The following is a 23,607-nucleotide window of genomic DNA, read 5'->3' on the forward strand; positions in this document are numbered from 1 at the left end:
ACCTAGTGTTATTTAATTTATGGAGATAAGTATATACGAACACAGGCTTTGTGCCGAAACAAATAAAGCGTAAATTTATTGGCAAGCATCTAATCCAAAGTATAAAAAACTACTCGGCGTCAATCGTGACGATAGACAATTGATTACGTCCGTTGTGTTTGCATTTATATAATTCCTCATCAGCTATATTGATCACTTCATGCAAGCTCAATAAACTATTTCCTAATAAACTGCATATACCTATACTGATGGTAAACTTCACAGGGGTTTGCAAGTCTTTAAAGTTCAACAACATATTTTGCGTTTGTAGGCGAATATTATGTATCAGTTGATGGTGTGATCTAACGTCTTTACCCGACATCAATATAATGAATTCTTCGCCCCCATAGCGGCCAATGATATCGGTTTCACGTTTACAATTATCTTGCATTAATTCTGCGAATGCTTTGAGACATTCATCACCAACTAAATGACCATAACTATCATTAATGAGTTTGAAGTGGTCGATATCAATTAGCGCTAAACTAATCGGCTGATGCAGGCGTTGATTTGTTTTAATTGCATTGTAAGCAATCTCATCGAATCCACTGCGATTAAGAAGTTGTGTCAATCCATCTTCTCTTGCTTGGGCGGCAAGTTGCAAATTCATCTGCTCTAATTGAGTGGTTTTTTCAGTGACCTGTTGCTGCAATTGCCCCTCAAAGTCACGTAATAAATTATGAGATTTTCTAAGTTTAGCGGCAACTTCATTAATTTCTTGGCTGGATGTCGCTCCTTGTGTATTTTCAAAATTAGAAATGTAACTCTCAGAACTATTCTTTAATAACTTAACAAGGGGCGCGGTAATTTGTTTAGCTAGCTTATGCGCTATAAATAGAAATAATAAAATAATACTGACGACAGTAGCCGCTAGTACCAAAATATGATGACTGAATAGTTGCACGAGTTCGGCGGGTTGCTTAATGATATAAATTTTCCAATCAAAGCTGTTCTTTGCCAAGTGATAAGGATGATTTTTACCGTTGATAGATAGTACTGGAAAGTCTGGTGTGAACTTGCTTTTGCCAATGTTAACGACGTGTTTTTCTAAATTATTCAAGTTTGTTGGAGATGAAGCGTAAATTACTCGGTCTTCTTTGTCCGTGATGATGACGTAATCTGTTAGCAGAGATGATTTCATTCTTTCATGTAACTTCGTTATAAATTGTAGGTTCATTGCACCGAGCAGAGCACCTTCAAATTCACCATCGATGATTATCGGACTCGACATAGCAATCATGGGGGCTGCAATGATACCTCTACTCATCATCGCATTAGAAATAAAGGGCGTTTTTTTGTCGCGAGCATGAATGAAGTAATTGCGGTCGTCCACAAACCTGAGATTTTCTGGCAAATTTTTCACTTCTTCATTATATTTAGTTGGCGCAAAAAAGCTGGTGTAGCCGTCAGATCTAATAAAAGTCAGATTATAAAAGTTAGGGTAATTAGATTGCGCATCTACCAAAATGTTTTTTCTAGCATCCTCATCTGAGATCCTCGACAATGTTCTGGCCAACTGATTTACAAACGCATAGTGTTCATCTATAAAACGTTCTGTTGCTAAACTAACGCTAGTGGCTTGAGCTCTCAATATTTTAATTAGCTGTTCTTCATTGCGCATACTTGCGGTGCTAACCAACACAAAGGAGATGGTAACGAGAGGTAAAATCAAGGTGAGCGCACTTAATGCAAATATATTAGACGATAGGCTTTTGTTGACTAAGTTTATGCGTTCAGAAATCCATCTTGTAGGCGTCAATAAATACAACAATGCGGCTAACGAACTATTAAATAGTCCATTTAATCCTTGCATAGCGGCAAATATAAAGCTGAATTCTTGACTATTGCCGGCGCTTGAAAAGCTGTTTAAATATAGCCAGAAAAGTGGACTACCAATAAATAACCAAAAACAAAGAGAGGCGATAACAACAAAAAAGCGTTTATGGATAAGGTATGCAATAGTAATAAACTCGGCGAGACTTATACCAATATCTGCGAGCGATTGGTCCAATATGTACATTGAAATAATACTGAATGCGAGAGTAATGATGGACGCTCTGATCCCAAAACTAATCAATACATAAATGCACAGGCCCATGCCCCAAGATAGACTTAGCGCACCATAAATAGGAATTGATAAAAACAAGTTAGCAATGGCCGCAAAAACACCAAACAGCAATCCTTGCAATATACTTTCTTGAGTCCGCTTTTCAATCATATTGAGCATCTAATAGCTTGATTGTTTTTAATTCAATTTATGTAACAACACTAGTCTTATTCAGATTAAAAGTCTATATTTTGCACAATTTACATTAAATCAATTAGGGGGTTACAGTTGGTAAGTGTGTTTATTGCTACTGGGAATATATTGAGATTTTATTTTTGCCGGTACGTTTGCTTTTATACAGTTGTTCGTCCGCCGATTTTACTAATCCTTCGAAGCTCATCCCATAGTTGCTGCCCATGCTACTAACACCAATACTAATGGTCATTCTTACAACAATATCTTCGCTGCTTACTTTTGTTTTTTGTACGGCACGGTGAATTCTTTTGGTCAACTCATGATGTTCTTCAATATTTCCACCACTCAGCAAAATAATGAATTCTTCGCCTCCATATCGACCCAGTAAATCAGTGGTACGTTTGCAAAAACGGTTAAAGGTTTTAGAGATAGAAATAATGCAAGTATCACCAAAAGGGTGGCCATAGGTATCGTTGATTTGTTTGAAATCATCAATATCAATGAGCACCATCGACAAGGGAATGTGATTACGCACGCAATTACGAAAAGTGGTGTTAGCAAGGTCATCAAAGCCACTTCGATTTAGCAAGTTAGTGAGTCCGTCTTTTTGCGCTAAATTATATAATTGATTGTTTAACGTCGTCAGTTGTTTCGTTTTATCTTGTACTTGCAAGCTCAAATGCTGTTGAAAATTCAACATTATTTCACGAGAGTTAATTAACTTATCGGTGACCTTCTTCATTTCATCACTAATCTCAGCCTCGCTTACCATATCTTCCGAAGCCGAACTGTCATTAAAATGGTTTGCCAAATTAACTAGAGGTAGGGTTATTCGTTTACTTAATTGGTTCGCAATAATTGCAAAGACAACAAAAGTAATAAATAAGCATGCAGCTAATATATAAAAGTTTTTTGAGATAACTTGGGTGACAATGTTCGGAGAAGTTAGCACGGTGATTGTCCATTCATGCTGGGTTATGGACTGGTAATAGAGGTATTTATTATTCTGAAAAGTGAGTTCTGGTATCTTGTCTATTAGTAAGTTTTTACTCGGCTGATAGCTAAATTGCGACAATGTCACTAATTCAAGCTTTGGTGACGCGAATAGAATCATATTATTTTTATCAGTAATGACGTATTCGTAAAATGCAGTAGCATCTAAAACAGTCTGCACAGGGAGCGAAAAACCAGAATTGGGAAACGTGGTTGCAAACGTGTTTACAGTGGCTAAATGGCTGTCAACAAACGCATCTACGACATACATGATTTGTTCGCCCTGTCGTGTGAGCGTGTTCGCTATCTCTTGTTCCTTTTGATCTATATTTTGCCAAGTAAAAATTAAGGAAATAATAATTGTGGGTAATGTGACCGTCAACATGCAAAGCGAAAAAATCACGGTTGCCAACTTTGGCGGCTTTCCTCTGTATTTTTTATACACGTTTTTGATGGGCATAAAGGAATAAATAAGAGCTGCTAAAGAAGCTCCAAATATGCCGTTAATACTTAATGTTAAGCCTGAAATGATTAGTAATTCTGATGAGGTTGCACTTGTTATCATCAGCAATAGCAACGTTAGCGGCACTCCAATAAATAGCCAATAAATGACATCCGCTAATAATAACGTTTTGCCATTGCGCAACATCATGTGAACGGCAAACGTTTCACTGACTAATATAATAAATAAGAATGGGTCGTCTAGTTTTACTGCTAATGCTATTGCTGAAATTACTGAGGCAATGATGCCAGCATTGAGTCCTCGTGCCACAAGACACAAAAGAACTAATATTTGACCGAAATAAAGTGAAAAATAGCCGTAGAAAGGAATACTTAGGAAGTAGTTGGTTAGGGCTCCGATAATACCAAAACCGAGACCAAACAAAAGTATGCCTGCTGAAAAAACAGATTCTGAATGCGCAGGGGAATGGCTTACTAACTTTTTAATAACAAAATCCCTTCCTCTAAACCGCGGTAAATATGAGCGCAAATCGAATACTTTACGCACATTGATATTAATCCTTTGAGTATCGAGATCAAGAGATTGCGACAGTTTTATATCGATTTATACTCGTTTATGGCGCGTTTGCTTTATTTTTGTACAGCGCTTGGCTTTACAATTAGGTTTGATCTTAATCCGCAAAGACTTAATACTATACGTATCGAAAGTTGCTATTAAGGAAAGCTCATGGAACAAAAATTTATCAAATCTAAAGCAGCGGTGGCGTGGGGCCCTAAACAACCGCTGGTAATGGAAGAAATTGACGTGATGCTGCCTAAAGCGGGTGAAGTGCTAGTGAAGATAGTTGCTAGTGGTGTTTGTCATACCGACGCATTCACACTATCGGGAGAGGATCCTGAAGGTTTGTTTCCAGTCGTATTAGGACATGAAGGCGGTGGTATTGTTGAGCAAGTAGGCGAGGGTGTAACAAGTGTTTCGGTAGGTGATCATGTTATTCCTCTTTATACTCCGGAATGTGGAGAATGTAAGTTTTGTTTATCAGGAAAAACGAATCTTTGTCAAAAAATTAGAGAAACTCAAGGTAAAGGCGTCATGCCCGACGGCACATCTCGCTTCTATAAGGATGGCAAGCCTCTTTATCACTACATGGGGTGTTCTACTTTTTCTGAATACACCGTATTACCTGAAATTTCACTAGCCAAAGTGAATAAGAAAGCGGCACTGGACGAAGTCTGTTTATTTGGTTGCGGTGTTACCACCGGTATTGGTGCTGTTATGAACACAGCCAAAGTTCAAGAGGGTGACACCGTTGCTATCTTTGGTATGGGTGGGATTGGTTTATCAGCCATAATTGGCGCAGTCATGGCTAAGGCGTCAAGAATTCTGGTTATCGACATCAATGAAAGCAAATTTGAATTGGCTCGAAAGTTAGGTGCAACCGACTGTATTAATCCAAAGAAAGTGGATAAACCTATTCAAGAATATATTGTTGAGTTAACTGATGGTGGCGTTGACTTTTCATTTGAATGCATCGGCAATGTAGACGTTATGCGAAGCGCTCTTGAGTGCTGCCACAAAGGCTGGGGTGAGTCGGTTATTATCGGTGTAGCAGGGGCTGGTCAAGAAATTAGTACACGACCTTTTCAATTAGTAACCGGAAGAGTATGGAGAGGTACTGCGTTTGGCGGTGTTAAAGGTCGCAGTGAGTTACCCGATTATGTTGAAAAGTACCTTAAAGGCGAAATCGTCTTAGATGACTTTATTACCCATAACCTACCCATTGAAAACATCAACCAAGCCTTTGATTTAATGCATGAAGGTAAGAGCATTCGCTCGGTTGTGCACTTTCAACCTAGCCCAAAAATATAAGGGAAACGGCGATGAAAAAACTATCTTCGAATAAAGTATTCGGCGGCGAACATGCGCAATATAGTCATTACTCTGACGCTAATAAGTGTGAAATGACCTTTGCTATTTTTTTACCGCCAATAGCTTTGGGTAAAGGCAAAGAAGCACAGAGAGTTCCAGTGTTATATTGGTTGTCTGGGCTTACCTGCAATGACCAAAATTTTATGCAGAAGGCGGGCGCTTTCAGAGCCGCTGCTGAGCTAGGAATTGCCATTGTTTCTCCCGACACGAGCCCGCGCGGAGAAGATGTACCTGACGATCCAGACAGTGCTTATGACTTTGGCTTAGGTGCAGGTTTTTATCTGAATGCAACACAAGCACCATGGTCAACCCATTTTAATATGTATGACTACATCCTAAATGAGCTGCTTCCTGGTGTTCAACAATCGTTTTTTGTTAATAAAAATTCAGCAATATCAGGTCAATCAATGGGTGGGCATGGTGCTCTTATTATTGGTTTGAAAAATCCTGATGTGTTCACTTCTATTTCTGCATTTAGTCCAATTTGTAATCCGGTAAACTGTGCTTGGGGCCAAAAAGCGTTTACGCATTATCTTGGTGACGACCAGCAGACTTGGTTGCAATACGATGCTTGTCATCTTTTACAAAATGCTTCAAAGCACATCCCAATTTTAATTGATCAAGGAACGGACGACAATTTTCTGGAAGACCAACTACAACCTAATAACTTAATTAAGGTGGCACAAATGTCCGATTATCATCTAACGCTTAATATGCGTTCGGGCTATGACCATAGCTACTTCTTCATCAGCAGTTTCATTGATGAACACTTATATTTTCACGCGACACGTTTGTTTGCAGGTGAATAAAATCCGGATTATTTTGCGTATTTAATTTGATATCAAATCGACCTCAAGAATACCCATTTTAGGCTTTAGGCCGGCAGAAGTAAGGTACTATGTAGATCGTTTTTTAATCATTATTAGTGTGCAAAATGAAAATCAAACTAGGTTGCCTACTTCCATTATTTCTTATTTCGACTGCAAGTTGTGCGGTCGATTCTTTAAGTGATATTGACACTGCTAGTTATTACTCAAACAGCGGTAATCAGTCCTCTCTCGTCAATAGTCGGACCGGCGGCTACTTCACCGAATTTCAACTTACATTAAAAAATGATCTGAAATTAACTGGCCAATGGACACACCTTCACGATCCATATAACGACGGTTATGACGCTAGTGAAATGTTACGTCCAGTAGGATGGAGCTTAGCCAATGAGTCACGAACTTCAAGCGCTCGTGAACTGGGAATAAATTGGACGGTGTTTGAAGGTTTACATGCGTACGCTAAAGTTCAAACCGTAAATGGATCTGCATGGATACCTCTAGTTTCAGTGCCTCGTTTTGTAACGCAAGAATCGGAGCGATGGACCTTAGCTGCTGTTGAGCTTGTTTATCGTTTTTAATGTTTTTAATGCTTTTGATGCCATGGTTAAACGCACTTTTAATATTATTCCAAAAGGCCTCATTTTCAACGGCTCTGGCGCATCATATCGCTCGCGTTTAAGCGTTAGTAGCCGCCTTGTATAGCAATCTGCTAACTAAAACACATTTAGAATAACCTCTTATCCAACTGGCATCGGTCGAAAAATTAACTATGCTTAAAAAGTGAACAAATATATTCACTGATAACAGAAGGAATTGTATATGTACGTAGTCACTAACCGCGTCATTGGAAAAGGCAGAACTACAAAAGTATTTGGCCATACTCCAAGCCCAGCAGGCCCAAATGAACTCAGAATGCTTGAATTAAACAAAGTAAACAACAAATGGAAAGTCTTTGAAATAGACAACAAATTAACGCAAGAACAGGTGAGCCAACTAAATAAAGAACATCATCTCAATTTCGACATTAAGGCTGATTGGTATGGTTCACTGCAAGTTGCATGTAACGTATTTAAGAGAGCAAAAGTAGAAAACAAGGCGGTTCTATTTTTCGTACACGGATACAATAACGATATAGATGACGTGCTGAAAGCAGCAACGGAGTTGGAGGCATTATACAAGGTAATCGTGGTCCCTTTTACTTGGCCAGCTAATGGTGGAGGTGCTATTTCAGGCACGGCTTCATACTTGAGTGACAAGGCAGATGCAAGGGCCTCCTCCGGTGCGTTTAACCGATTTGTTGAAAAAATTCAGTTCTTTCATACTGCACTTTCTGACGCTAACGTAAAATCAATCAGGCAAAGCGTCCAACAAAAATATAAGGATAAAGATAATCCAATGGCTGCAGCCGCCTTGTATAGCAATCTGGTAGACAAAGCCTGTAAGGTCAAAATAAACCTGCTGTGCCACAGTATGGGGAATTATCTGCTCAAACATTCATTAATGACCAGTGATAACGCAACGTCAGAATTAGTGTTTGACAATATAAATCTAGTTGCCGCCGATACCAATAATAAGAACCACGCGAATTGGTTAGACAAAATAGATGTTCGCAACCGTATTCATGTTGTTATTAACGAGAATGATGCAGCACTAAAAGCGTCACGGGTAAAACCGGGCAAAGAACAAAGAGCGCGTCTGGGACATTATTTGAAAAGTCTCAACAGTGAACATGCGGTTTATATTGATGTAACGGAGGCCCATGAAGTAGATAGTGAACACAGCTATTATAAGGGAAGTGCGGTGAAAAATAATGCAGATCTAAAAGCACTTTTCAACGATTTATTTACGGGTTATAGCGTTGAAAAAAGACTCCCTTATTTTGCAGCGAATAATTATTTTAAGCTGGAATAGTCTGCGTTTAATTTTGCTCTTATTCCATGAGTTGTAAACAGCGGTATTTCTCATTAGTGGCCTGGTAATGCTATTATATGTCATGCTTAATTCCTGCAATTAAAAAATCGGACCGCAAGAGGGTCAAGACGAGGAATTAAAGGGAGAAATGTCGCGTCAGACATTTAGTTTGAAAATATTATATACAACATGAGTTTAAATTGAATAACACGACTAACCCACTTGACCATCGTTTTTCTGTAGCCCCAATGCTTGATTGGACTGATCGCCACTGTCGATTCTTTCTTCGTTTACTCTCAAAACATACCGTGTTGTACACCGAAATGGTGACCACTGGAGCGATCATTCATGGCAAGGGTGATTATTTAGGCTACAACAAAGAAGAACATCCCGTGATATTGCAGTTAGGTGGTAGTGACCCCGAAGCAATGGCGCATTGCGCTAGTATTGCCGAGCAGCGCGGTTACGACGAGGTGAATATTAATATTGGTTGCCCGTCAGATCGGGTTAAAAACGGTAGTTTCGGAGCTTGTTTAATGGCAATGCCTGAAACGGTTGCTGAATGCGTTTCAGCGATGCAATCTGCTGTTTCTATTCCGGTCACAGTTAAATGCCGCATTGGTATAGACGATATGGATGACTATAAAGGTTTGAGTCGTTTCGTCTCTCTTGTTGCTGAGGGCGGATGCGAGCATTTTATTATTCATGCCCGCAAAGCATGGTTGCAAGGCCTGAGTCCAAAAGAAAACCGAGATATTCCACCACTAAATTATCAGCGAGTTTATGATTTAAAAAAAGAGTTTTCCCAGTTACACATTTCTATTAATGGCGGAATAACCACACTTGAGGATTCTCAACAACATTTGAAACTCATTGATGGTGTAATGATGGGGCGTGAAATTTATTCAAACCCTTACATCTTAAGCAATGTTGACTCTTTACTTTATGGCGATACAGGTGTCGCTATAACAAGAGAAGAAGTGGTCGCAAAAATGACGGCCTACATCAAAGGCCAAGTTGCACAAGGTTCAAAAGTTTGGCACATTGCAAGACACGTTTTAGGTCTGTTTCAAGGACAAGCCGGTGGTCGCATTTGGCGTCGTTACTTAAGTCAAAATGGCACACAGAAAGACGTTTCCACGGATCTTTTGCTGCATGCTTACGAACAAGTACTGCAAGCACAAACCAAAGCACGCGAGTTTAGAGAGAGCAAAATCGAAAGTTAATACGCTTATTTCTTTGCTTTCTTAATAACGTAAACACACAAGCTTAATATTTGGTTAATTTTACCAACTCGACTGGTTAATTTAACCAGTCATCACTTCATTACATCTGTGAATTGTCTGCACTATTGCATGTGAATTCATTATGCATATGATATTAAACAATAAATTATATTTTCTAAAAGTTGGCACAACAATAGCTATAGCTGAGTGTCGTTGCCGTAAAGGCACTTAACTTAAGGTTCCGTAGCAGTATACGTAGCCAATAATTTTTAAATTTTGAGGAAAATATCATGTCCATGAAAAAAACAGGCCTAACTACATTATTCGTTGCTGCTATCGCGTTAACTGGTTCATTACAAGCAAATGAATTGCAAGTTAATAAGGTTTTATCAAACATAGTTAGCCAAGCAATGAGCACTGCAAAAACAGAAATTAATCAAGAAGTTCAGAAATCAATTTTGACTTCAGCTTATAACTTAACTTTTGCAAAGGCTGTCGACCCATCTACTCCGGCAACGCACGTAACAATTACCGACATCGCAGACACAACAGCGAATGCGAAGTCTACAGAATCAATTGTTACCGAAAATAGCGAAGACAAATCTTCAGATTAGTTGCTTCGCTATTTTTTTGTTTACCAAGGAGAGAGTTATGTTAAGTCACATCAACCTTATCGGTTTGCTAGTAACACCTATCCTATTTTACATAGGTAGCGCAACGGTTGTGATATGCCTTGAGCATTTCAAGCTAATTACATCCGGCCAAAGCTAAAGCAGTTACGGCAATGCGCTCCAGAGTTGTTCTAAATATTTTAACAGCGCGAAGAATTTACCAACAAAAGAGGCACTTACAATGAAAACAGTTATCAATGATAAAAGGCTATTCAGAGACGCTAACCGCGCTATTATTTCTGGGGTTTGTGCTGGTTTGGCAAAATATCTAGGTATCGACCCGCTATGGGTTAGAGTCGGTGCTATTATAAGTATGATATTTTTAACTTTTCCAACAGCATTAGCTTACGTTTTAGCAATCCTTTTGTTGCGATACAAGTAGGTACGCTTGTACAATACAAGCTCTAGGGGCCTAGTTTTTATTTTCAGCCGTTTAATTAACCGGCTGTCGGTGTTTCGGCTCAGGTTAACAAACGTCAAAGGATATTTATGACACAGTTTTTTTCGACTAAAACAGTTTCTGCGGGCATCTCCATTATCGTACTGTTGTTTGTATTGCTTGGTTTTTGGTGGAGTTTTGCGCCAGATACATTTAATGTGCGCCAGAATGCACAGGACATGGCGGCCCAAAAGGGTCATCAAATGGTGACGGGCTACACAACAACATCTACACTGATTAAAGTCACTGAGATGATGCTGTACAAAAACGGCGGATACATTACTAACGATGTACTACCACCGGGTATTTTCATGGACAATATCCCTGCATGGGAATTTGGCGTTTTAGAAATGAGTCGAGACCTCGCGCTTTCGATGCGCAAAGATTTTAGTCGCTCTCAGTCGCAGTCAATTGAAAGTCCACAATTGGTGCAGGCACAACCTTATTATAATAATGATAGCAATCGCTGGATCTTGCCTTCCTCTGAATCTCGATATGAAAAAGCCATCGAGCAACTCTATTTATATCAAGCTGAACTTGGCAATATTGACAGTGTGAATACCCAGTTTTATGCTCGAGCAGACAATTTGCGTGATTGGTTAAAGCAGGTTGAAAAAAGGCTCGGAAGTTTGTCACAAAAATTAAGTGCCAGCGTCGGTTCCGATGTTATTAACACTGAACTCGCCGGCGACCCAGAGGCGAGGCAGTCAACGCCGCAAAACCCTGTTGTTAGAAACAAGACCAGTTGGTTTAAGTTAGATGATAATTTTTATGAAGCGCGCGGGGCAAGTTGGGCTCTGTTGCATTTTTTGAAGGCGATAGAAGTTGATTTTAGAGATGTTTTAGAAAATAAAAATGCAACCATAAGTTTGCGTCAAATTATTCGTGAATTAGAAGCAACTCAAGAAACTGTGTATACGCCCGTTATACTAAATGGAGACGGCTTTGGTATGTTAGCTAATCACTCGTTAGTAATGGCGAACTATATTTCAAGGGCGAATGCTGCTTTAATCGAATTATCAGAACTACTAAATCAAGGATAAAATATGAAAAAGTCACTTTTGGCTTGTGCTTTACTCGCTGCAACAGTCGTTGCCCCAGTGCAGGCTGATACGTTACTAGGCGCTTATGTTGGAGCGCAGGCATGGAATATGGGCGTAGAGGGTGGTTTTTCGAATGAAGGATCGTCGCTTACTGACTTTACTTTTGATGATAAAACAAATGGCTCCTTTTATGTTGCACTAGAACATCCGGTGCCAATTATACCAAATATTAAAATAAGTAGAACAATGTTGGACACGACAGGTATTACGACACTTGCGACATCGTTCGAATTTAACGATATCTTGTATGATGCCACTACAAACTTAAATACTGAATTTGAAATGACAGCCACTGATTTCATTTTATATTATGAAATTCTTGATAATGACCTAGTTAGTATTGATGTTGGTATTAATGGTAAGTATGTCGATGGCACTATTCTGGTTTCTGAGGCCACTGGTAATAGGATGACGTCGGAAGATTTCTCTGGTGTTATCCCAATGGGTTACGCAAAAATTGAACTTGGCTTACCTTTCACTGGCTTAGGCTTGTATGCAGAAGGTAGTTTTTTAGCAATCGACGATAATACTGCCTCTGACTTCCAAGCAGCAGTAACCTACAGTTTCGTGGAAACATTAGCTTTAGATATGACCTTGCAAGCGGGTTATAGAGCAATGACAATAGAACTTGAAGACGTAGACAATCTCTATTCAAACCTAGAGTTTTCCGGTGTATTTGTGGGACTAGAATTCGATTTTTAAAAAAGACCATTTTATTTGCTTTTTTTTAAGTCCAAAAAGTAATAAAAAATCTGATTTAATTCTTTCAAGTTATGATAGAAAGTAGTTAACCTTAGTCGTGTACTAGCTAAGGTTAACTATAAATGACATCAAATAACGGCAACAACAATTTTTCAGCATTAACGGAACAGCAACTTCAGTCGCTTTCGAGTGCCGCTTCATCTTTAAATAAAGAGCAGCTTATCTGGGCAAGTGGCTTTTTAGCTGGCTTAGTTGGTTCAGCAAGCGCACTGCCAATGCCAAGCTCAATTGAAACAACAAATCATGCCGCTTCCACGTCCACGTTGACGATCCTGTATGGCTCGCAAACCGGCAACTCAAAAGGTGTTGCTAACAACTACAAAGCCTCTGCACTTGAACAAGGTTACCAAGCAAATGTGGTAAGCATGGCTGACTACAAACCAAGACAGTTGAAAAATGAAACTCATCTTGTTGTTATTGTGAGCACTCACGGTGAGGGCGATGCGCCTGATGATGCAGTAGAGTTATTTGAATTTTTAGCCAGTAAAAAAGCCCCTAAATTACCTAATCTAAAATTTGCTGTCGTGGGATTAGGAGATACTAGTTACGAATTTTTCTGCCAAACAGGCAAAGACTTCGAAACTCGTTTGCTTACGCTTGGCGCAACGGCGTTAGTTGAAAGGCTAGATTGTGACGTCGATTACGACTCTGCTGTGGCTGACTGGACTACATCGTTAAATGCTAAGTTGAAAGATGAACTAACGCCAGTCGTAACCGCACAAATAATTAACTTAACACCGGCTGCCAACGCGGTCGCTGAATCTCTTTACAGCAAGAAAAACCCGTTTGTTGCTAATTTAAGTGCAGGCTTGAAGATAACGGGACGTGATTCAGTCAAAGACATTCGTCATATCGAAATTTCTTTAGAGGACAGTGGCATTGTTTATAAGCCAGGTGATGCCTTAGGTGTTTGGTTTAGCAATGATGAAGCTGTTGCACGGCGTTTACTATTGGCCACGTCAACAAGCGCTGAGGATAAAGTAATGGTGGCAGATCTGGAGCTTACGCTGCTAGATGCTCTGATCAATAAATTAGAATTAACCTTAAGTTATCCAGGCTTTGTGAAATCGTATCAAGTCACCACGGGTCATGCAGAATTGGCTACCTTAATGACAGATAAGGCCGCACTAAGAGAGTATTTATCAGTCTCTCAAATTGTCGATATTGTTGAAAAGTATCCAACAAAAATAGCTGCTCAAGCCCTAGTTGACGCGCTTAGACCTATTGTGCCAAGACTCTATTCAATCGCATCAAGCCAAGCAGAAGTTGAGGATGAGGTGCATATAACGGTCGCTCATGTTGAATACGAAGCTAACGGTTATACTCATCAGGGCGGTGCGTCAGGGTTTCTTTCAACTCGTTTGGAAGAAGGCGACAATCTGAATGTTTACGTTGAAAACAATGATAACTTTAGGCTTCCAACTGATCCAAACACGCCAATTATTATGATTGGCCCCGGCACAGGCATAGCGCCATTTAGAGCTTTCTTGCAAGAAAGGGATGCGACAGAAGCCGAAGGTAAAAACTGGTTGTTTTTCGGTAATCCTAATTTTACCCAGGATTTTCTTTATCAAACTGAATGGCAGCGCTACTTAAAGTCAGGGTTGTTAAGCAAAATAAGTTTAGCGTTTTCGCGTGATCAAGCGACTAAAATTTATGTCCAAGACAGATTAAAAGAAAATGGTAAAGAAGTATTTGAATGGCTAGAACAAGGCGCACACGTCTACATTTGTGGTGACGCTTTAAGAATGGCCAAAGATGTCGAATCAACACTATTGGCCTTAGTTGCCGAACACGGCGATAAAACGGCTACGCAAGCAAAAGAATACCTAACAAATTTACGTAAATCAAAGCGTTATCAGAAGGATGTTTATTAATGAGTGATGACAGCAAGTTCAAAGTTGAAGGTAAACTGTCTGATAACGAGCGATTAAAAGGTCAGAGTAGTTTACTTCGCGGCACGATTACCGATGATTTGAAAGACGACGTAACGGGTGGATTTACAGCGGACAACTTCCAACTCATTCGCTTCCATGGAATGTACCAACAAGATGATCGTGATATTCGTGCAGAGAGAATGAAGCAAAGGCTAGAGCCTCTGCATAACGTGATGTTGCGAGCTCGATTACCAGGCGGCGTTATTAAACCTGAGCAATGGTTGGTTATTGATAAGTTTGCAGGTGACTACACGATTTATGGCAGTATTCGCTTAACCACTCGTCAAACTTTTCAGTTTCACGGTGTGCTAAAGCCAAATATGAAATTGATGCATCAAACCCTGCACAAAGCGGGTATTGACTCTATTGCAACAGCGGGAGATGTTAACCGCAACGTACTGTGCACATCAAACCCCGTTGAATCCCAAGTACATAAACAAGCTTGGGATTGGGCGACTAAAATCAGTGAGCATTTATTGCCTAAGACCAATGCCTATGCTGAAATTTGGCTAAACGGTGAAAAGGTGGAGTCAACCCAAGAAGATGAACCTATTTTGGGCAAAAACTATCTGCCACGTAAATTTAAAACAACCGTTGTTATACCACCTCAAAATGATGTGGATGTGCACGCTAACGATTTGAACTTCGTTGCTATTGCAGAAAAGGGCGAACTTATTGGTTTCAACGTGCTTGTAGGTGGTGGTTTGGCAATGACCCACGGCGATCATACAACGTTTCCGCGTAAAGCTGATGATTTTGGTTTTATTGCGTTACATAAAACATTAGATGTTGCCGAAGCTGTGTTATCAACCCAGCGCGATTGGGGTAATAGAGTTAATCGTAAAAATGCAAAAACGAAATATACTATTGAGCGCGTTGGTGTTGAAAACTTTAAAGCGGAAGTAGAGCGTCGTGCGGGCTTGAAATTTGAACCAAGCAAGGCATATGAGTTTACCAGCCGTGGGGATCGTTTTGGATGGGTTGACGGCATCGATGGTAAGCATCACTTAACGCTATTCATTGAAAACGGGCGAATTTTAGATTACCCAGGTAAAACACTAAAGACAGGCTGTGCCGAAATTGCAAAAATACATAAAGGTGATTTTAGGCTAACTGCTAATCAAAATTTAATTATCGCTGGTGTATCTGCGGAACAGAAAGCAACAATAGAAGCCTTAGCTATTACGCATGGTTTGATGCAAGCAAGCGTATCGAATCAGCGTAAAGACTCAATGGCTTGCGTGTCTTTACCTACTTGTCCATTGGCTATGGCTGAAGCTGAGCGTTATTTACCTGCCGCAGTTACCGAAATTGAAGGCTTACTTGCAAAACATGGAATGCAGGACGAAAGCATTATTTATAGAGTGACCGGCTGCCCGAATGGTTGTTGTCGGGCAATGTTGGCTGAAGTAGGTTTAGTAGGTAAAGGGCCGGGTAAGTATAACTTCCATATAGGAGGTGATCGTCAAGGCACCAGAATTCCTCGGATGTTTAAAGAAAACATCACCGACACTGAAATTATGAGCCTTTTGGATGGGTTAATTGGCCGTTGGTCTAAAGAAAGAAATAAAAAAGAATCGTTTGGTGATTATGTGATTAGAGCGGGCATAATTGCGCCTGTCGTCGATTCGGCTAAGGACTTTTATGACTAACTTAGCACAGCAAATAAAGCCTCAAGGCAATCTGGATTTTAATCTTGATACGACGTTTATCGCTGAGTTAAATCAAACACTTGAAGCTATGTCGTTAATAAGGAGGGTAGAGTGGGCGTTAGATAATTTACCCAGCAATCACATGGTGTCATCTAGCTTTGGTGCACAATCAGCAGTGATGCTGCACTTACTAAATGAGGTTGCACCGGGTATTCCTGTGGTACTTACTGACACCGGTTACCTATTCCCAGAAACGTATACCTTCATCGATGAAATGACGACGCGGTTAAACCTTAATTTACACGTGTATAGTGCTAAGTTGAGTTCGGGCTGGCAAGAAGCTCGGCATGGAAAACTATGGGAACAAGGCGTAGAAGGTATTGAAACATATAATAAATTGAATAAAGTCGAACCAATGAAGCGTGCAATTGATGAGCTTGAAGTCAAAACTTGGTTCGCGGGCTTGCGCAGAGACCAATCCGATTCGCGTGGAAAACTGAAGGTCTTACAAAAGCAAAGCAAGCAATTTAAATTTCATCCCATACTCGATCAATCAAACAAGCAATTGCATGAGTACCTCAAAGCGAATCAATTACCATACAATCCTCTGTGGGAAAAAGGGTTTGTATCCATTGGTGATTGGCACACGAGTGCGGCGTTAAAAGAAGGCATGACAGAGCAAGATACTCGATTCTTTGGCTTGAAGCGTGAGTGTGGCTTACATGAATTTGGTGATGGCGACGGCATTTAAGATAGCTGATGTTTTAATGCTGATATAACTTGCTACATTTATACGTAATAAAACAAATAAAACAAAAAAAAAAGCATTGATTGCTGGTTTTTTATGCGAATAACCCGATAGTATCGCTTTCTCAAAGTAAGTTAATTTGTTGACCAAGAAAACTATTCTTTGCACATGCTATTGTTAACCTCGCAAGGCAACTCGGATTAATGACTATTGCCCAAGGTGCAGAGAGTGGGATCCAAGCTAGCCAAATGTTAAAGCTAGGAAAAGATGATGTGCCTGATTACCTAATTTGCTAAGCCAATGGCATTTAACGATCTGAAAGAGTATTGTACTGTCGTACAACAGTTACAAAGTTGTCTCTGATAATACCTAAAAGTAGTTTTTAATTGGGAGCTAGTCTTGATGTCTTAATGTAATAGTGTGTTTATTATATTAAATAGTCAATTAATAGCGTAAAAGAACTAATAATTCATTGTTTTGTCGTTTAACTGTAATATAAATGTAATATTTATATGATTCCGCTTGAATTTTAGGTTATCAATGCATATACTCACAACACTGTTAACTCACCGAGAACTGATATGAAGTATTTAAAAGCCATCATGTTAATAACAGTTTCTGCGATAGCAATGTCTGCGAACGCAAAGTCCGGTGAAGCTAAGTTGTTCAATTGCATGGATAAAACTACATTTGAAGTAAATAGCGAATGTATGAGTAAACAAATAGCATCAAATTTAGTCTTCATACGAGCTGAAGAAGCTGTCATTCAAAAAGCCAGCGACGTTAGTGATAGAGCAATAGCTACTATGACTTTCAATCCTGAAACAATGTCGATTGATGTTGTGGCACACAGAGACGCATATTTAGCAAAAAACTAAAAACGCGTTCGTAAGATATAAAAAACCTCCTGACTGGAGGTTTTTTTGTCTATATGTACTAGTAAACAACTAATTCAAGGGCAAAGATTGGGGAGATATGGCTTGGCCAATGTTGTATTCACAAACTACTCAGTTACGCTTTTAGGGCGTTATCGATGCGGCTGGTCTCAAAACAAACGCTAGTTCGGGCTTGTTCTGTATGGCATATATCGCCAACTATTGGCCGAGCAATAATTTAGAAATAAAAAAGGATGCTGAAGCATCCTTTTTTATTAATCATGTTAATTAAGCTGATTGAGGCTCCAGGTAAAAGGAGTACATTATTCGCCATTTCTGCTTTTGAACAGCGAGCGTTTGTTTCAATTCTTTATATTTGAAATCAAGCTCTAAGCGCTCATATGTTTCCTTTAAGTTTTTCTTCTTCATATTCACCAAGCGCTTTTTAGTCGCGTAATATTCAACCATGCGATGCATCAAAACGTCATATTCATGTTGAATTTTGGCAACAATTTCTTCAGCGTTTGGTAAGTGTATTGCCTTATCTTGCGCATATTTTAGCTGCATTTCTAATTTAGCCTTTTCAATGCGTTCTTCAGTACACGTTCTAAGGTTTGTCGTTAACTTTAAAAATGATAAGCCTTTTATCATCCATTTGGTTGGATCAAACTGCCACCATTTCACGCCATTTCTATAGTCATATTCGAATATATGATGGAAATTATGGTAACCCTCTCCGAACGTAAAGAAAGCTAAAACACCATTATCTCTGGCTGAATTTTTATCAGTAAAAGGTCGCGAACCCCACATATGAGCTAATGAATTTATGAAAAAGGTAACATGATGAACTAACACAATTCTGGTAATACCAGCGAGTAGCATCATGCCTAAGATGTCACCATTGAACCAACCCAATAAAGCCGTAATACCAAAATTCGACACCAACACAATAGGTAGGTAATAATTATGTTGCCACATAACTATTTTTTCTTTCTGCAGGTCTTTGCAATTACTGTAGTCTGCATAATGGGTGGCCTGATATTCGCGCAACATCCAACCCATATGAGAAAACCAAAAACCTCTTTTTGCTGAATAGGGGTCCGAATCATTAACATCAACGTGTTTATGGTGCACACGATGATCAGATGACCAATGTAAAATACTGTTTTGCACGGTCATTGCGCCACCAACGGCCAAAATAAATCGCACAACAGGATGAGCGCTATACGTTTTATGTGACCAAAGACGATGATAACCAGCAGTAATCGACATGCCAGTAAAATAGAATAAGAAAATGGCAGCACCTACTTCGAACCAATCGAAACCGTAGGTTAGTGCCCAAACTGGTGTCCCTACCAATGCAATTAGCGTCAGGATACTAAAAATTAAAACGTTGGTAATTATGAGGGGCGGTTTTTTCAAGAGATACCTTTAAATTTGAACTTACAACTGTACGCCAATTTAACTTTTGTTGGCCTACTTGGCAAGAAATAAAGTTCTTAAAATTACATTTTTTGATGTATTCTAGTTATATATGAAAAGACAAGAACAAAAACTTCAAACAAGACAACGCATAGTTGATGCCGCGTTTAGTTTATTGAACGAAGATAAAAGTTTATCTGCAATGAGCCTGCGTGAAGTAGCACGCGAAGCCGGAATAGCACCGACTTCTTTTTATGGGCATTTCACTGACATTAATGAATTAGGGTTAACATTGGTTGACGAGGCCGGCTTAGCATTGCGCCAGCTCATGCGACAAGCTAGACAAAGAATTGAAGCTGGTGGAGGCGTAATCGACATTTCTGTTGATACATTTATGGAGTTTATTACGGATAATAAGAATGTATTCCGTTTATTGTTGCGTGAGCATACAGGCACCTCTGGTGCGTTTCGAGCCGCGGTTGCCCGAGAAATACAGCACTTTATTGAGGAGCTAAGTGACTATATTGTATTGCAATTAAAATTACCCAGAAGTATCGCCACTATGCAGGCCGAGGCGATGGTTAAGCTGGTGTTCAGTGCTGGGGCCGAGGCCCTTGATTCGGATAAGCCATGTGTTGATGAAACTGCAAAACGAGTCAAACTTCAACTTCGATTTGTGCAACTTGGGGCAGTAAAGTACGCTTCTCGTTGAAATCTGTAGCATTCAACCTTTATAGGCGACGCTCCAAATACACACCACTTTCTATATGGTCAGTAAATGGAAACTGATCAAACACTGCGGCACGTTTAATCTCATGGGTTAAACATAAGCTCTCTAAATTTTCTACAAGCGTAATCGGGTTACATGAAATATAGATAATGCTATCGAATTGCTGAATAAGATCGAGTGTTTTGTCATCAATACCGGCACGTGGAGGGTCAACTAGTACAGTCGAAAAATCATATTTCGTCAAATCAATAGAGCTCAAGCGACGAAACTCTCTGACGCCAGACATCGCTTCAACAAATTCTTCACTTGAGAGTCTCACAATGGTGAGATTGTCTACTCCATTCATTTCAATATTAAATTGCGCAGCGTTGACCGATGTTTTTGATATTTCTGTTGCTAATACGTTTTTAAAACAACTGGCCAGAGGAACTGAGAAATTACCAGCTCCACAATATAACTCAAGTAAATCTCTATTTTTCTCGGTCACTCGAGCCATCGACCACTCAATCATATTACAATTGACTCTGGCGTTAGGCTGAGTAAAGCTATTTTCAATTTGTTTGAATTGATATATTCTTTTATTTATACACAGTTCCTCAATAACAAAGTCGTTGTCCAACATTACTTTTTGTTTCTTCGAACGACCAATAAAACTTATTTTTAAATTGCTCGGCAGTGTTGCTTTCAACTGTTTTATTTCGTCTTCCCAAGTCTGATCTAGTGCTTTGTGATAAACCAATGTGACTAATAGCTCTTCAGTGAGTGTACTCAAGTAGTCAACCTGAAAAAGTTTTCTTCTGAGTATTTCATTTCCTTTAAACGCCGCCGTCATTAAGGCCATACCTTTGTTAATTATTTCGCTAGCCGCGTCTAATTGGTCAACTCGATATTGTTCCTTATTCATTTTGTCAAACATGATGTGGTACGTATCAAGACCATCGTGCCAAATACGAAACTCTGCTCTCATTCTGAAATGTGTTGGCTGAGAGGCGTAAATATCAATATCTGATTGGTAAAATGAAGAGAGTAAATTGATGACTCTATTGGTTTTTTCGTCAAGTTGTTGTTGATATTTTTCGGCTAGTTGGTGCGACATGTATTACCTAAATATTTATTGGAGAGTGTGAATTGTAAAGTTTTTTAAAAATTTACCAAGTTAAAGCTAAAGGTTTTATTTTTGCGTGCCGATAAGGAAGTTGAGGCTAAAGAGGTATTGGTAATGAATTTAAGTGAAATTAAGGTTACACAGGCAGAGCAACCAAAGATGGTTCGACCTGAAGTTGTCCTTAACAAACAACTACAACAGGATGGGTTGATGCAAGCCAAAGGGCTTCAGCAATCTTTTGTAAATGAAAATCAAGGTATGTCGGATAATCGAAAGGTAGCTGCACGTGTCTTAGGTTTATCCATTAGTCAAACCTTAACGATTGAGGGTCGCACAGCTGATGTAACCGCCAAAGATAAAGACCATGAACAGAAGGTTAAAATGCCGCTCTTTGATTTTGAAGAAGTTGCGCGTAACGTTCTGAGTTTCGTTGGTAATGTTATTAAAAAAGCATCAGATGATGGCGCATCTGATGACAAGCTCAGTTCACTATTTGAACAAGCTCGCTATGGCGTGTCAAAAGGAATTAAACTAGCCGAAGACGAATTGGGGGCAAATTCCACCGACGAAGTTAAGCAAGGAATTGTTAAAAGTAAGGCATCAATTTTTGATGGAATTCAAAAGCTAGAAACCAGAATTTCTGATAAAACAGAAAAAAGTGACAAAATGCTAAGTGATTTTTTATCATTACAGAATGATGAATTGAGCGAATTTTCAGTGCACACCCTAGACGGTGACGAAGTTCAGATTCGTTTTGGTGCGCGCGAAAGCACGTCAAAAGAAAGTTTTATGGTAGGTGATGGTAGCTTACAAACCAGCCTTATTTATCAGCAGACAAACCGTTTCTCTTTACAAATAAAGGGTGACCTCGATGAGGCTGAACTTAAAGCGGTCGGTGATTTAGTCGCACTAGCGGATGATGTTGCCAACACCTTTTACCATGGCGATATTGAGAAAGCGTACAACAAAGCACTTGACATTGGATTTGATAACAAAGAGTTATCTAATTTTGCGTTGCAGTTAACTAAAGTAGAAAGCTCACAAAAAATTCAAAGGTACGGCGAGGTACAGCAATACTCCGAAACGCCAAGTGTGGATTTGAAAGCACCTAAAGCAGTTGCTGAATATTTGAATAAAGTCTTAGACGGTATGAATCAAGCTGCCCAGAAGTTAGGCTCGCAAGATGACTTCAAATCTGTGATCAATAGTTTAGTGAATGAAATGAAAGACGTTCAAGTGCCTGATATCCTGAGTGCGATAAATAGATTCCATACATTTAATGCAAAACTATTAGATAGTTTAAATATAGACAAGCCATCCTTTGCCTCAAATGAAAAGCCCGCTGAATAGCGGGCTTTTATATATTCGAAAGAACGATAAGTTTAAGCCACTTTATCCTTAGCGGGCCTAACCTTTATTGTTCTCTCTTGAAACTCTGAATCATTTAACTTGTCGATCATTGAATCAGCTTGTTGGGCAGAGACTTCGACAAATCCAAATCCCTTTCTTTTCCCAGTTCGTTTATCTTTCATTAGTCTTACCGACCTAACATAACCGAACGTTTCAAAATGTTCCTTTACTATTTGTTCGTTAGCACGATACGGCAGATTACCTACATATAAAGTGGAAACGTCTTCATCAGATTCATCATCATGATCATCATCATTCGAAATAGCTGAACTAGTCACTGAGGTTGATGCTGCAGAAGCAGTAGTTTTTGTAATGCTGCTTAATATAAAAATTAAAACAGCGTTGAGAATGACCCCAACTGCAAACATCGACTTTTCAATACTTGTTGATCCTTCTCCAAGTATTAGACTTGCGACAAAAAAGCCAATCACAGCCAAGATGACCGAAGCCACGAATAATAGTGGCGTTTTAACGGATACCATAACCTTTCCTTCTCTTATTTTTGTTAACGTTATGTAAAAGGCGCATACAATATGACGGTTTTATGTCACATTTACTAGTACTGTGTTCATTGACGGGGATATTTGTGACTAATTGTTCGTATTTTACTCGATGTGGGTAGATTTAAAGCATATAAAGCCTTGATCCGTGAATTTTTCAATTTATTTTAGAAAAAGACTTGAACATATTTCATATACCTCTATTATGCGCTTTCTCTTCAACGGAGACATCCAAACAAACGTTCGGAAGCTAAGTTGAAGAGAGAGTTTTAGCGCAGTTTGAATTGGTTTTATCGGCAGTGTCGGTTAAAAACAAATTCACAAAGAATTGTAAAAAAGCTTGACAATAAAAATGATGTAGGTAGTATATGCATCCCGCTTGAGACGGCACAGAACGTGACTTTCAAGCCGCCAGTGAAATAGAAAGAAGCTGGCCAGTTCTTTAACAATTTATAACAAGACAATCTGTGTGGGCACTCATTGAGAGTGTCGACAACAAAAAACGATTTACAAAAAATTTAATTGAAGAGTTTGATCATGGCTCAGATTGAACGCTGGCGGCAGGCCTAACACATGCAAGTCGAACGGAAACATGTCTAGCTTGCTAGATGATGTCGAGTGGC

Annotated in this window: 20 protein-coding genes and 1 rRNA gene; 16 read left to right on the forward strand and 5 right to left on the reverse strand. The window is 39.4% G+C overall.

All coding sequences use genetic code 11. The annotated features are described in order from the left end of the window. Positions 1–109: 109 nt before the first annotated feature. Both G399_RS0106200 and G399_RS0106205 read right to left on the reverse strand, forming a co-directional pair. On the reverse strand, positions 110–2,257 hold the full coding sequence (locus G399_RS0106200) for a sensor domain-containing diguanylate cyclase (RefSeq protein WP_226988973.1): 2,148 nt from the start codon (positions 2,255–2,257) through the stop codon (positions 110–112). Between the two features lie 136 nt (positions 2,258–2,393). Next, positions 2,394–4,283 (reverse strand): diguanylate cyclase, encoded by a 1,890-nt coding sequence (locus G399_RS0106205; protein ID WP_006011904.1) that lies wholly within the window; start codon positions 4,281–4,283, stop codon positions 2,394–2,396. Positions 4,284–4,463: 180 nt separating this feature from the next. Here G399_RS0106205 and G399_RS0106210 point away from each other — a divergent pair, with 180 nt between their 5' ends. From G399_RS0106210 to G399_RS0106285, 13 genes are all read left to right on the forward strand, one after another. Beyond that, on the forward strand, positions 4,464–5,606 hold the full coding sequence (locus G399_RS0106210; RefSeq protein ID WP_006011907.1) for an S-(hydroxymethyl)glutathione dehydrogenase/class III alcohol dehydrogenase: 1,143 nt from the start codon (positions 4,464–4,466) through the stop codon (positions 5,604–5,606). A gap of 11 nt (positions 5,607–5,617) precedes the next feature. Next, positions 5,618–6,475, forward strand: a complete 858-nt coding sequence (fghA, locus tag G399_RS0106215; RefSeq protein WP_006011909.1) for an S-formylglutathione hydrolase — start codon at positions 5,618–5,620, stop codon at positions 6,473–6,475. A 125-nt stretch (positions 6,476–6,600) separates the two neighbouring features. Beyond that, entirely contained in the window at positions 6,601–7,071 is a 471-nt protein-coding gene (locus tag G399_RS0106220; protein WP_006011911.1) for a hypothetical protein, read from the forward strand. Positions 7,072–7,312: 241 nt separating this feature from the next. After that, positions 7,313–8,404 (forward strand): alpha/beta hydrolase, encoded by a 1,092-nt coding sequence (locus G399_RS0106230; protein ID WP_006011916.1) that lies wholly within the window; start codon positions 7,313–7,315, stop codon positions 8,402–8,404. 200 nt (positions 8,405–8,604) lie between these two features. Then, positions 8,605–9,630 (forward strand): tRNA dihydrouridine(20/20a) synthase DusA, encoded by a 1,026-nt coding sequence (dusA, locus tag G399_RS0106235; RefSeq protein WP_026843523.1) that lies wholly within the window; start codon positions 8,605–8,607, stop codon positions 9,628–9,630. 290 nt (positions 9,631–9,920) lie between these two features. Next, the gene (locus tag G399_RS0106240) at positions 9,921–10,244 is read left to right on the forward strand and encodes a hypothetical protein (protein WP_006011921.1); all 324 of its coding nucleotides are present in this window, start codon (positions 9,921–9,923) and stop codon (positions 10,242–10,244) included. 238 nt (positions 10,245–10,482) lie between these two features. Continuing rightward, positions 10,483–10,683 carry a PspC domain-containing protein gene (locus G399_RS0106245; protein ID WP_006011924.1) on the forward strand — a complete coding sequence of 67 codons (201 nt, stop codon included), beginning with the start codon at positions 10,483–10,485 and terminating at the stop codon, positions 10,681–10,683. A 107-nt stretch (positions 10,684–10,790) separates the two neighbouring features. After that, entirely contained in the window at positions 10,791–11,783 is a 993-nt protein-coding gene (locus G399_RS0106250; RefSeq protein ID WP_006011926.1) for a DUF2333 family protein, read from the forward strand. A gap of 3 nt (positions 11,784–11,786) precedes the next feature. After that, entirely contained in the window at positions 11,787–12,545 is a 759-nt protein-coding gene (locus G399_RS0106255) for a TIGR04219 family outer membrane beta-barrel protein (RefSeq protein WP_006011927.1), read from the forward strand. Between the two features lie 122 nt (positions 12,546–12,667). Further along, positions 12,668–14,482: an assimilatory sulfite reductase (NADPH) flavoprotein subunit gene (locus G399_RS0106260; protein WP_006011930.1), complete on the forward strand. Its 1,815-nt coding sequence runs from the start codon at positions 12,668–12,670 to the stop codon at positions 14,480–14,482. After that, complete coding sequence (cysI, locus tag G399_RS0106265) at positions 14,482–16,194, forward strand: assimilatory sulfite reductase (NADPH) hemoprotein subunit (RefSeq protein WP_006011932.1); 1,713 nt, start codon at positions 14,482–14,484, stop codon at positions 16,192–16,194. Before G399_RS0106260 ends, cysI begins: the two co-directional genes overlap by 1 nt. Continuing rightward, the gene (locus G399_RS0106270) at positions 16,187–16,945 is read left to right on the forward strand and encodes a phosphoadenylyl-sulfate reductase (protein WP_006011933.1); all 759 of its coding nucleotides are present in this window, start codon (positions 16,187–16,189) and stop codon (positions 16,943–16,945) included. Before cysI ends, G399_RS0106270 begins: the two co-directional genes overlap by 8 nt. Before the next feature lie 578 nt (positions 16,946–17,523). Further along, a complete protein-coding gene (locus tag G399_RS0106285; protein ID WP_006011934.1) occupies positions 17,524–17,820 on the forward strand; it encodes a hypothetical protein in 297 nt (98 codons plus the stop codon). 285 nt (positions 17,821–18,105) lie between these two features. Here G399_RS0106285 and G399_RS0106290 read toward each other — a convergent pair whose 3' ends face one another. Beyond that, positions 18,106–19,239 (reverse strand): fatty acid desaturase, encoded by a 1,134-nt coding sequence (locus G399_RS0106290; RefSeq protein ID WP_006011935.1) that lies wholly within the window; start codon positions 19,237–19,239, stop codon positions 18,106–18,108. 112 nt (positions 19,240–19,351) lie between these two features. On the opposite strand from G399_RS0106290, the gene fabR reads away from it, so the two are divergent. Further along, on the forward strand, positions 19,352–19,951 hold the full coding sequence (gene fabR, locus G399_RS0106295) for an HTH-type transcriptional repressor FabR (RefSeq protein WP_006011936.1): 600 nt from the start codon (positions 19,352–19,354) through the stop codon (positions 19,949–19,951). Positions 19,952–19,970: 19 nt separating this feature from the next. On the opposite strand, the gene trmA is transcribed toward fabR, so the two are convergent. Further along, positions 19,971–21,065: a tRNA (uridine(54)-C5)-methyltransferase TrmA gene (gene trmA / locus G399_RS0106300; protein WP_006011937.1), complete on the reverse strand. Its 1,095-nt coding sequence runs from the start codon at positions 21,063–21,065 to the stop codon at positions 19,971–19,973. 81 nt (positions 21,066–21,146) lie between these two features. Here trmA and G399_RS0106305 point away from each other — a divergent pair, with 81 nt between their 5' ends. Further along, positions 21,147–22,424, forward strand: a complete 1,278-nt coding sequence (locus tag G399_RS0106305) for a DUF5610 domain-containing protein (protein WP_006011939.1) — start codon at positions 21,147–21,149, stop codon at positions 22,422–22,424. 32 nt (positions 22,425–22,456) lie between these two features. On the opposite strand, the gene G399_RS0106310 is transcribed toward G399_RS0106305, so the two are convergent. After that, the gene (locus G399_RS0106310; protein ID WP_006011941.1) at positions 22,457–22,966 is read right to left on the reverse strand and encodes an RNA recognition motif domain-containing protein; all 510 of its coding nucleotides are present in this window, start codon (positions 22,964–22,966) and stop codon (positions 22,457–22,459) included. Positions 22,967–23,503: 537 nt separating this feature from the next. Here G399_RS0106310 and G399_RS0106315 point away from each other — a divergent pair. Then, a 16S ribosomal RNA gene (locus G399_RS0106315) occupies positions 23,504–23,607 on the forward strand; the annotation flags it as partial.

The sequence above is a fragment of the Brumicola pallidula DSM 14239 = ACAM 615 genome (assembly GCF_000428905.1).
Taxonomy (GTDB): domain Bacteria; phylum Pseudomonadota; class Gammaproteobacteria; order Enterobacterales; family Alteromonadaceae; genus Glaciecola; species Glaciecola pallidula.

What these genes read in the sequence shown, in the direction of transcription:
- G399_RS0106200 (WP_226988973.1), bottom strand. Translation starts at nt 2,257, where the DNA reads ATGATTGAAAAGCGGACTCAAGAAAGTATATTGCAAGGATTGCTGTTT.
- G399_RS0106210 (WP_006011907.1), top strand. Translation starts at nt 4,464, where the DNA reads ATGGAACAAAAATTTATCAAATCTAAAGCAGCGGTGGCGTGGGGCCCT.
- fghA (WP_006011909.1), top strand. Translation starts at nt 5,618, where the DNA reads ATGAAAAAACTATCTTCGAATAAAGTATTCGGCGGCGAACATGCGCAA.
- G399_RS0106220 (WP_006011911.1), top strand. Translation starts at nt 6,601, where the DNA reads ATGAAAATCAAACTAGGTTGCCTACTTCCATTATTTCTTATTTCGACT.
- G399_RS0106230 (WP_006011916.1), top strand. Translation starts at nt 7,313, where the DNA reads ATGTACGTAGTCACTAACCGCGTCATTGGAAAAGGCAGAACTACAAAA.
- G399_RS0106240 (WP_006011921.1), top strand. Translation starts at nt 9,921, where the DNA reads ATGTCCATGAAAAAAACAGGCCTAACTACATTATTCGTTGCTGCTATC.
- G399_RS0106245 (WP_006011924.1), top strand. Translation starts at nt 10,483, where the DNA reads ATGAAAACAGTTATCAATGATAAAAGGCTATTCAGAGACGCTAACCGC.
- G399_RS0106250 (WP_006011926.1), top strand. Translation starts at nt 10,791, where the DNA reads ATGACACAGTTTTTTTCGACTAAAACAGTTTCTGCGGGCATCTCCATT.
- G399_RS0106255 (WP_006011927.1), top strand. Translation starts at nt 11,787, where the DNA reads ATGAAAAAGTCACTTTTGGCTTGTGCTTTACTCGCTGCAACAGTCGTT.
- G399_RS0106260 (WP_006011930.1), top strand. Translation starts at nt 12,668, where the DNA reads ATGACATCAAATAACGGCAACAACAATTTTTCAGCATTAACGGAACAG.
- cysI (WP_006011932.1), top strand. Translation starts at nt 14,482, where the DNA reads ATGAGTGATGACAGCAAGTTCAAAGTTGAAGGTAAACTGTCTGATAAC.
- G399_RS0106270 (WP_006011933.1), top strand. Translation starts at nt 16,187, where the DNA reads ATGACTAACTTAGCACAGCAAATAAAGCCTCAAGGCAATCTGGATTTT.
- G399_RS0106285 (WP_006011934.1), top strand. Translation starts at nt 17,524, where the DNA reads ATGAAGTATTTAAAAGCCATCATGTTAATAACAGTTTCTGCGATAGCA.
- fabR (WP_006011936.1), top strand. Translation starts at nt 19,352, where the DNA reads ATGAAAAGACAAGAACAAAAACTTCAAACAAGACAACGCATAGTTGAT.
- trmA (WP_006011937.1), bottom strand. Translation starts at nt 21,065, where the DNA reads ATGTCGCACCAACTAGCCGAAAAATATCAACAACAACTTGACGAAAAA.
- G399_RS0106310 (WP_006011941.1), bottom strand. Translation starts at nt 22,966, where the DNA reads ATGGTATCCGTTAAAACGCCACTATTATTCGTGGCTTCGGTCATCTTG.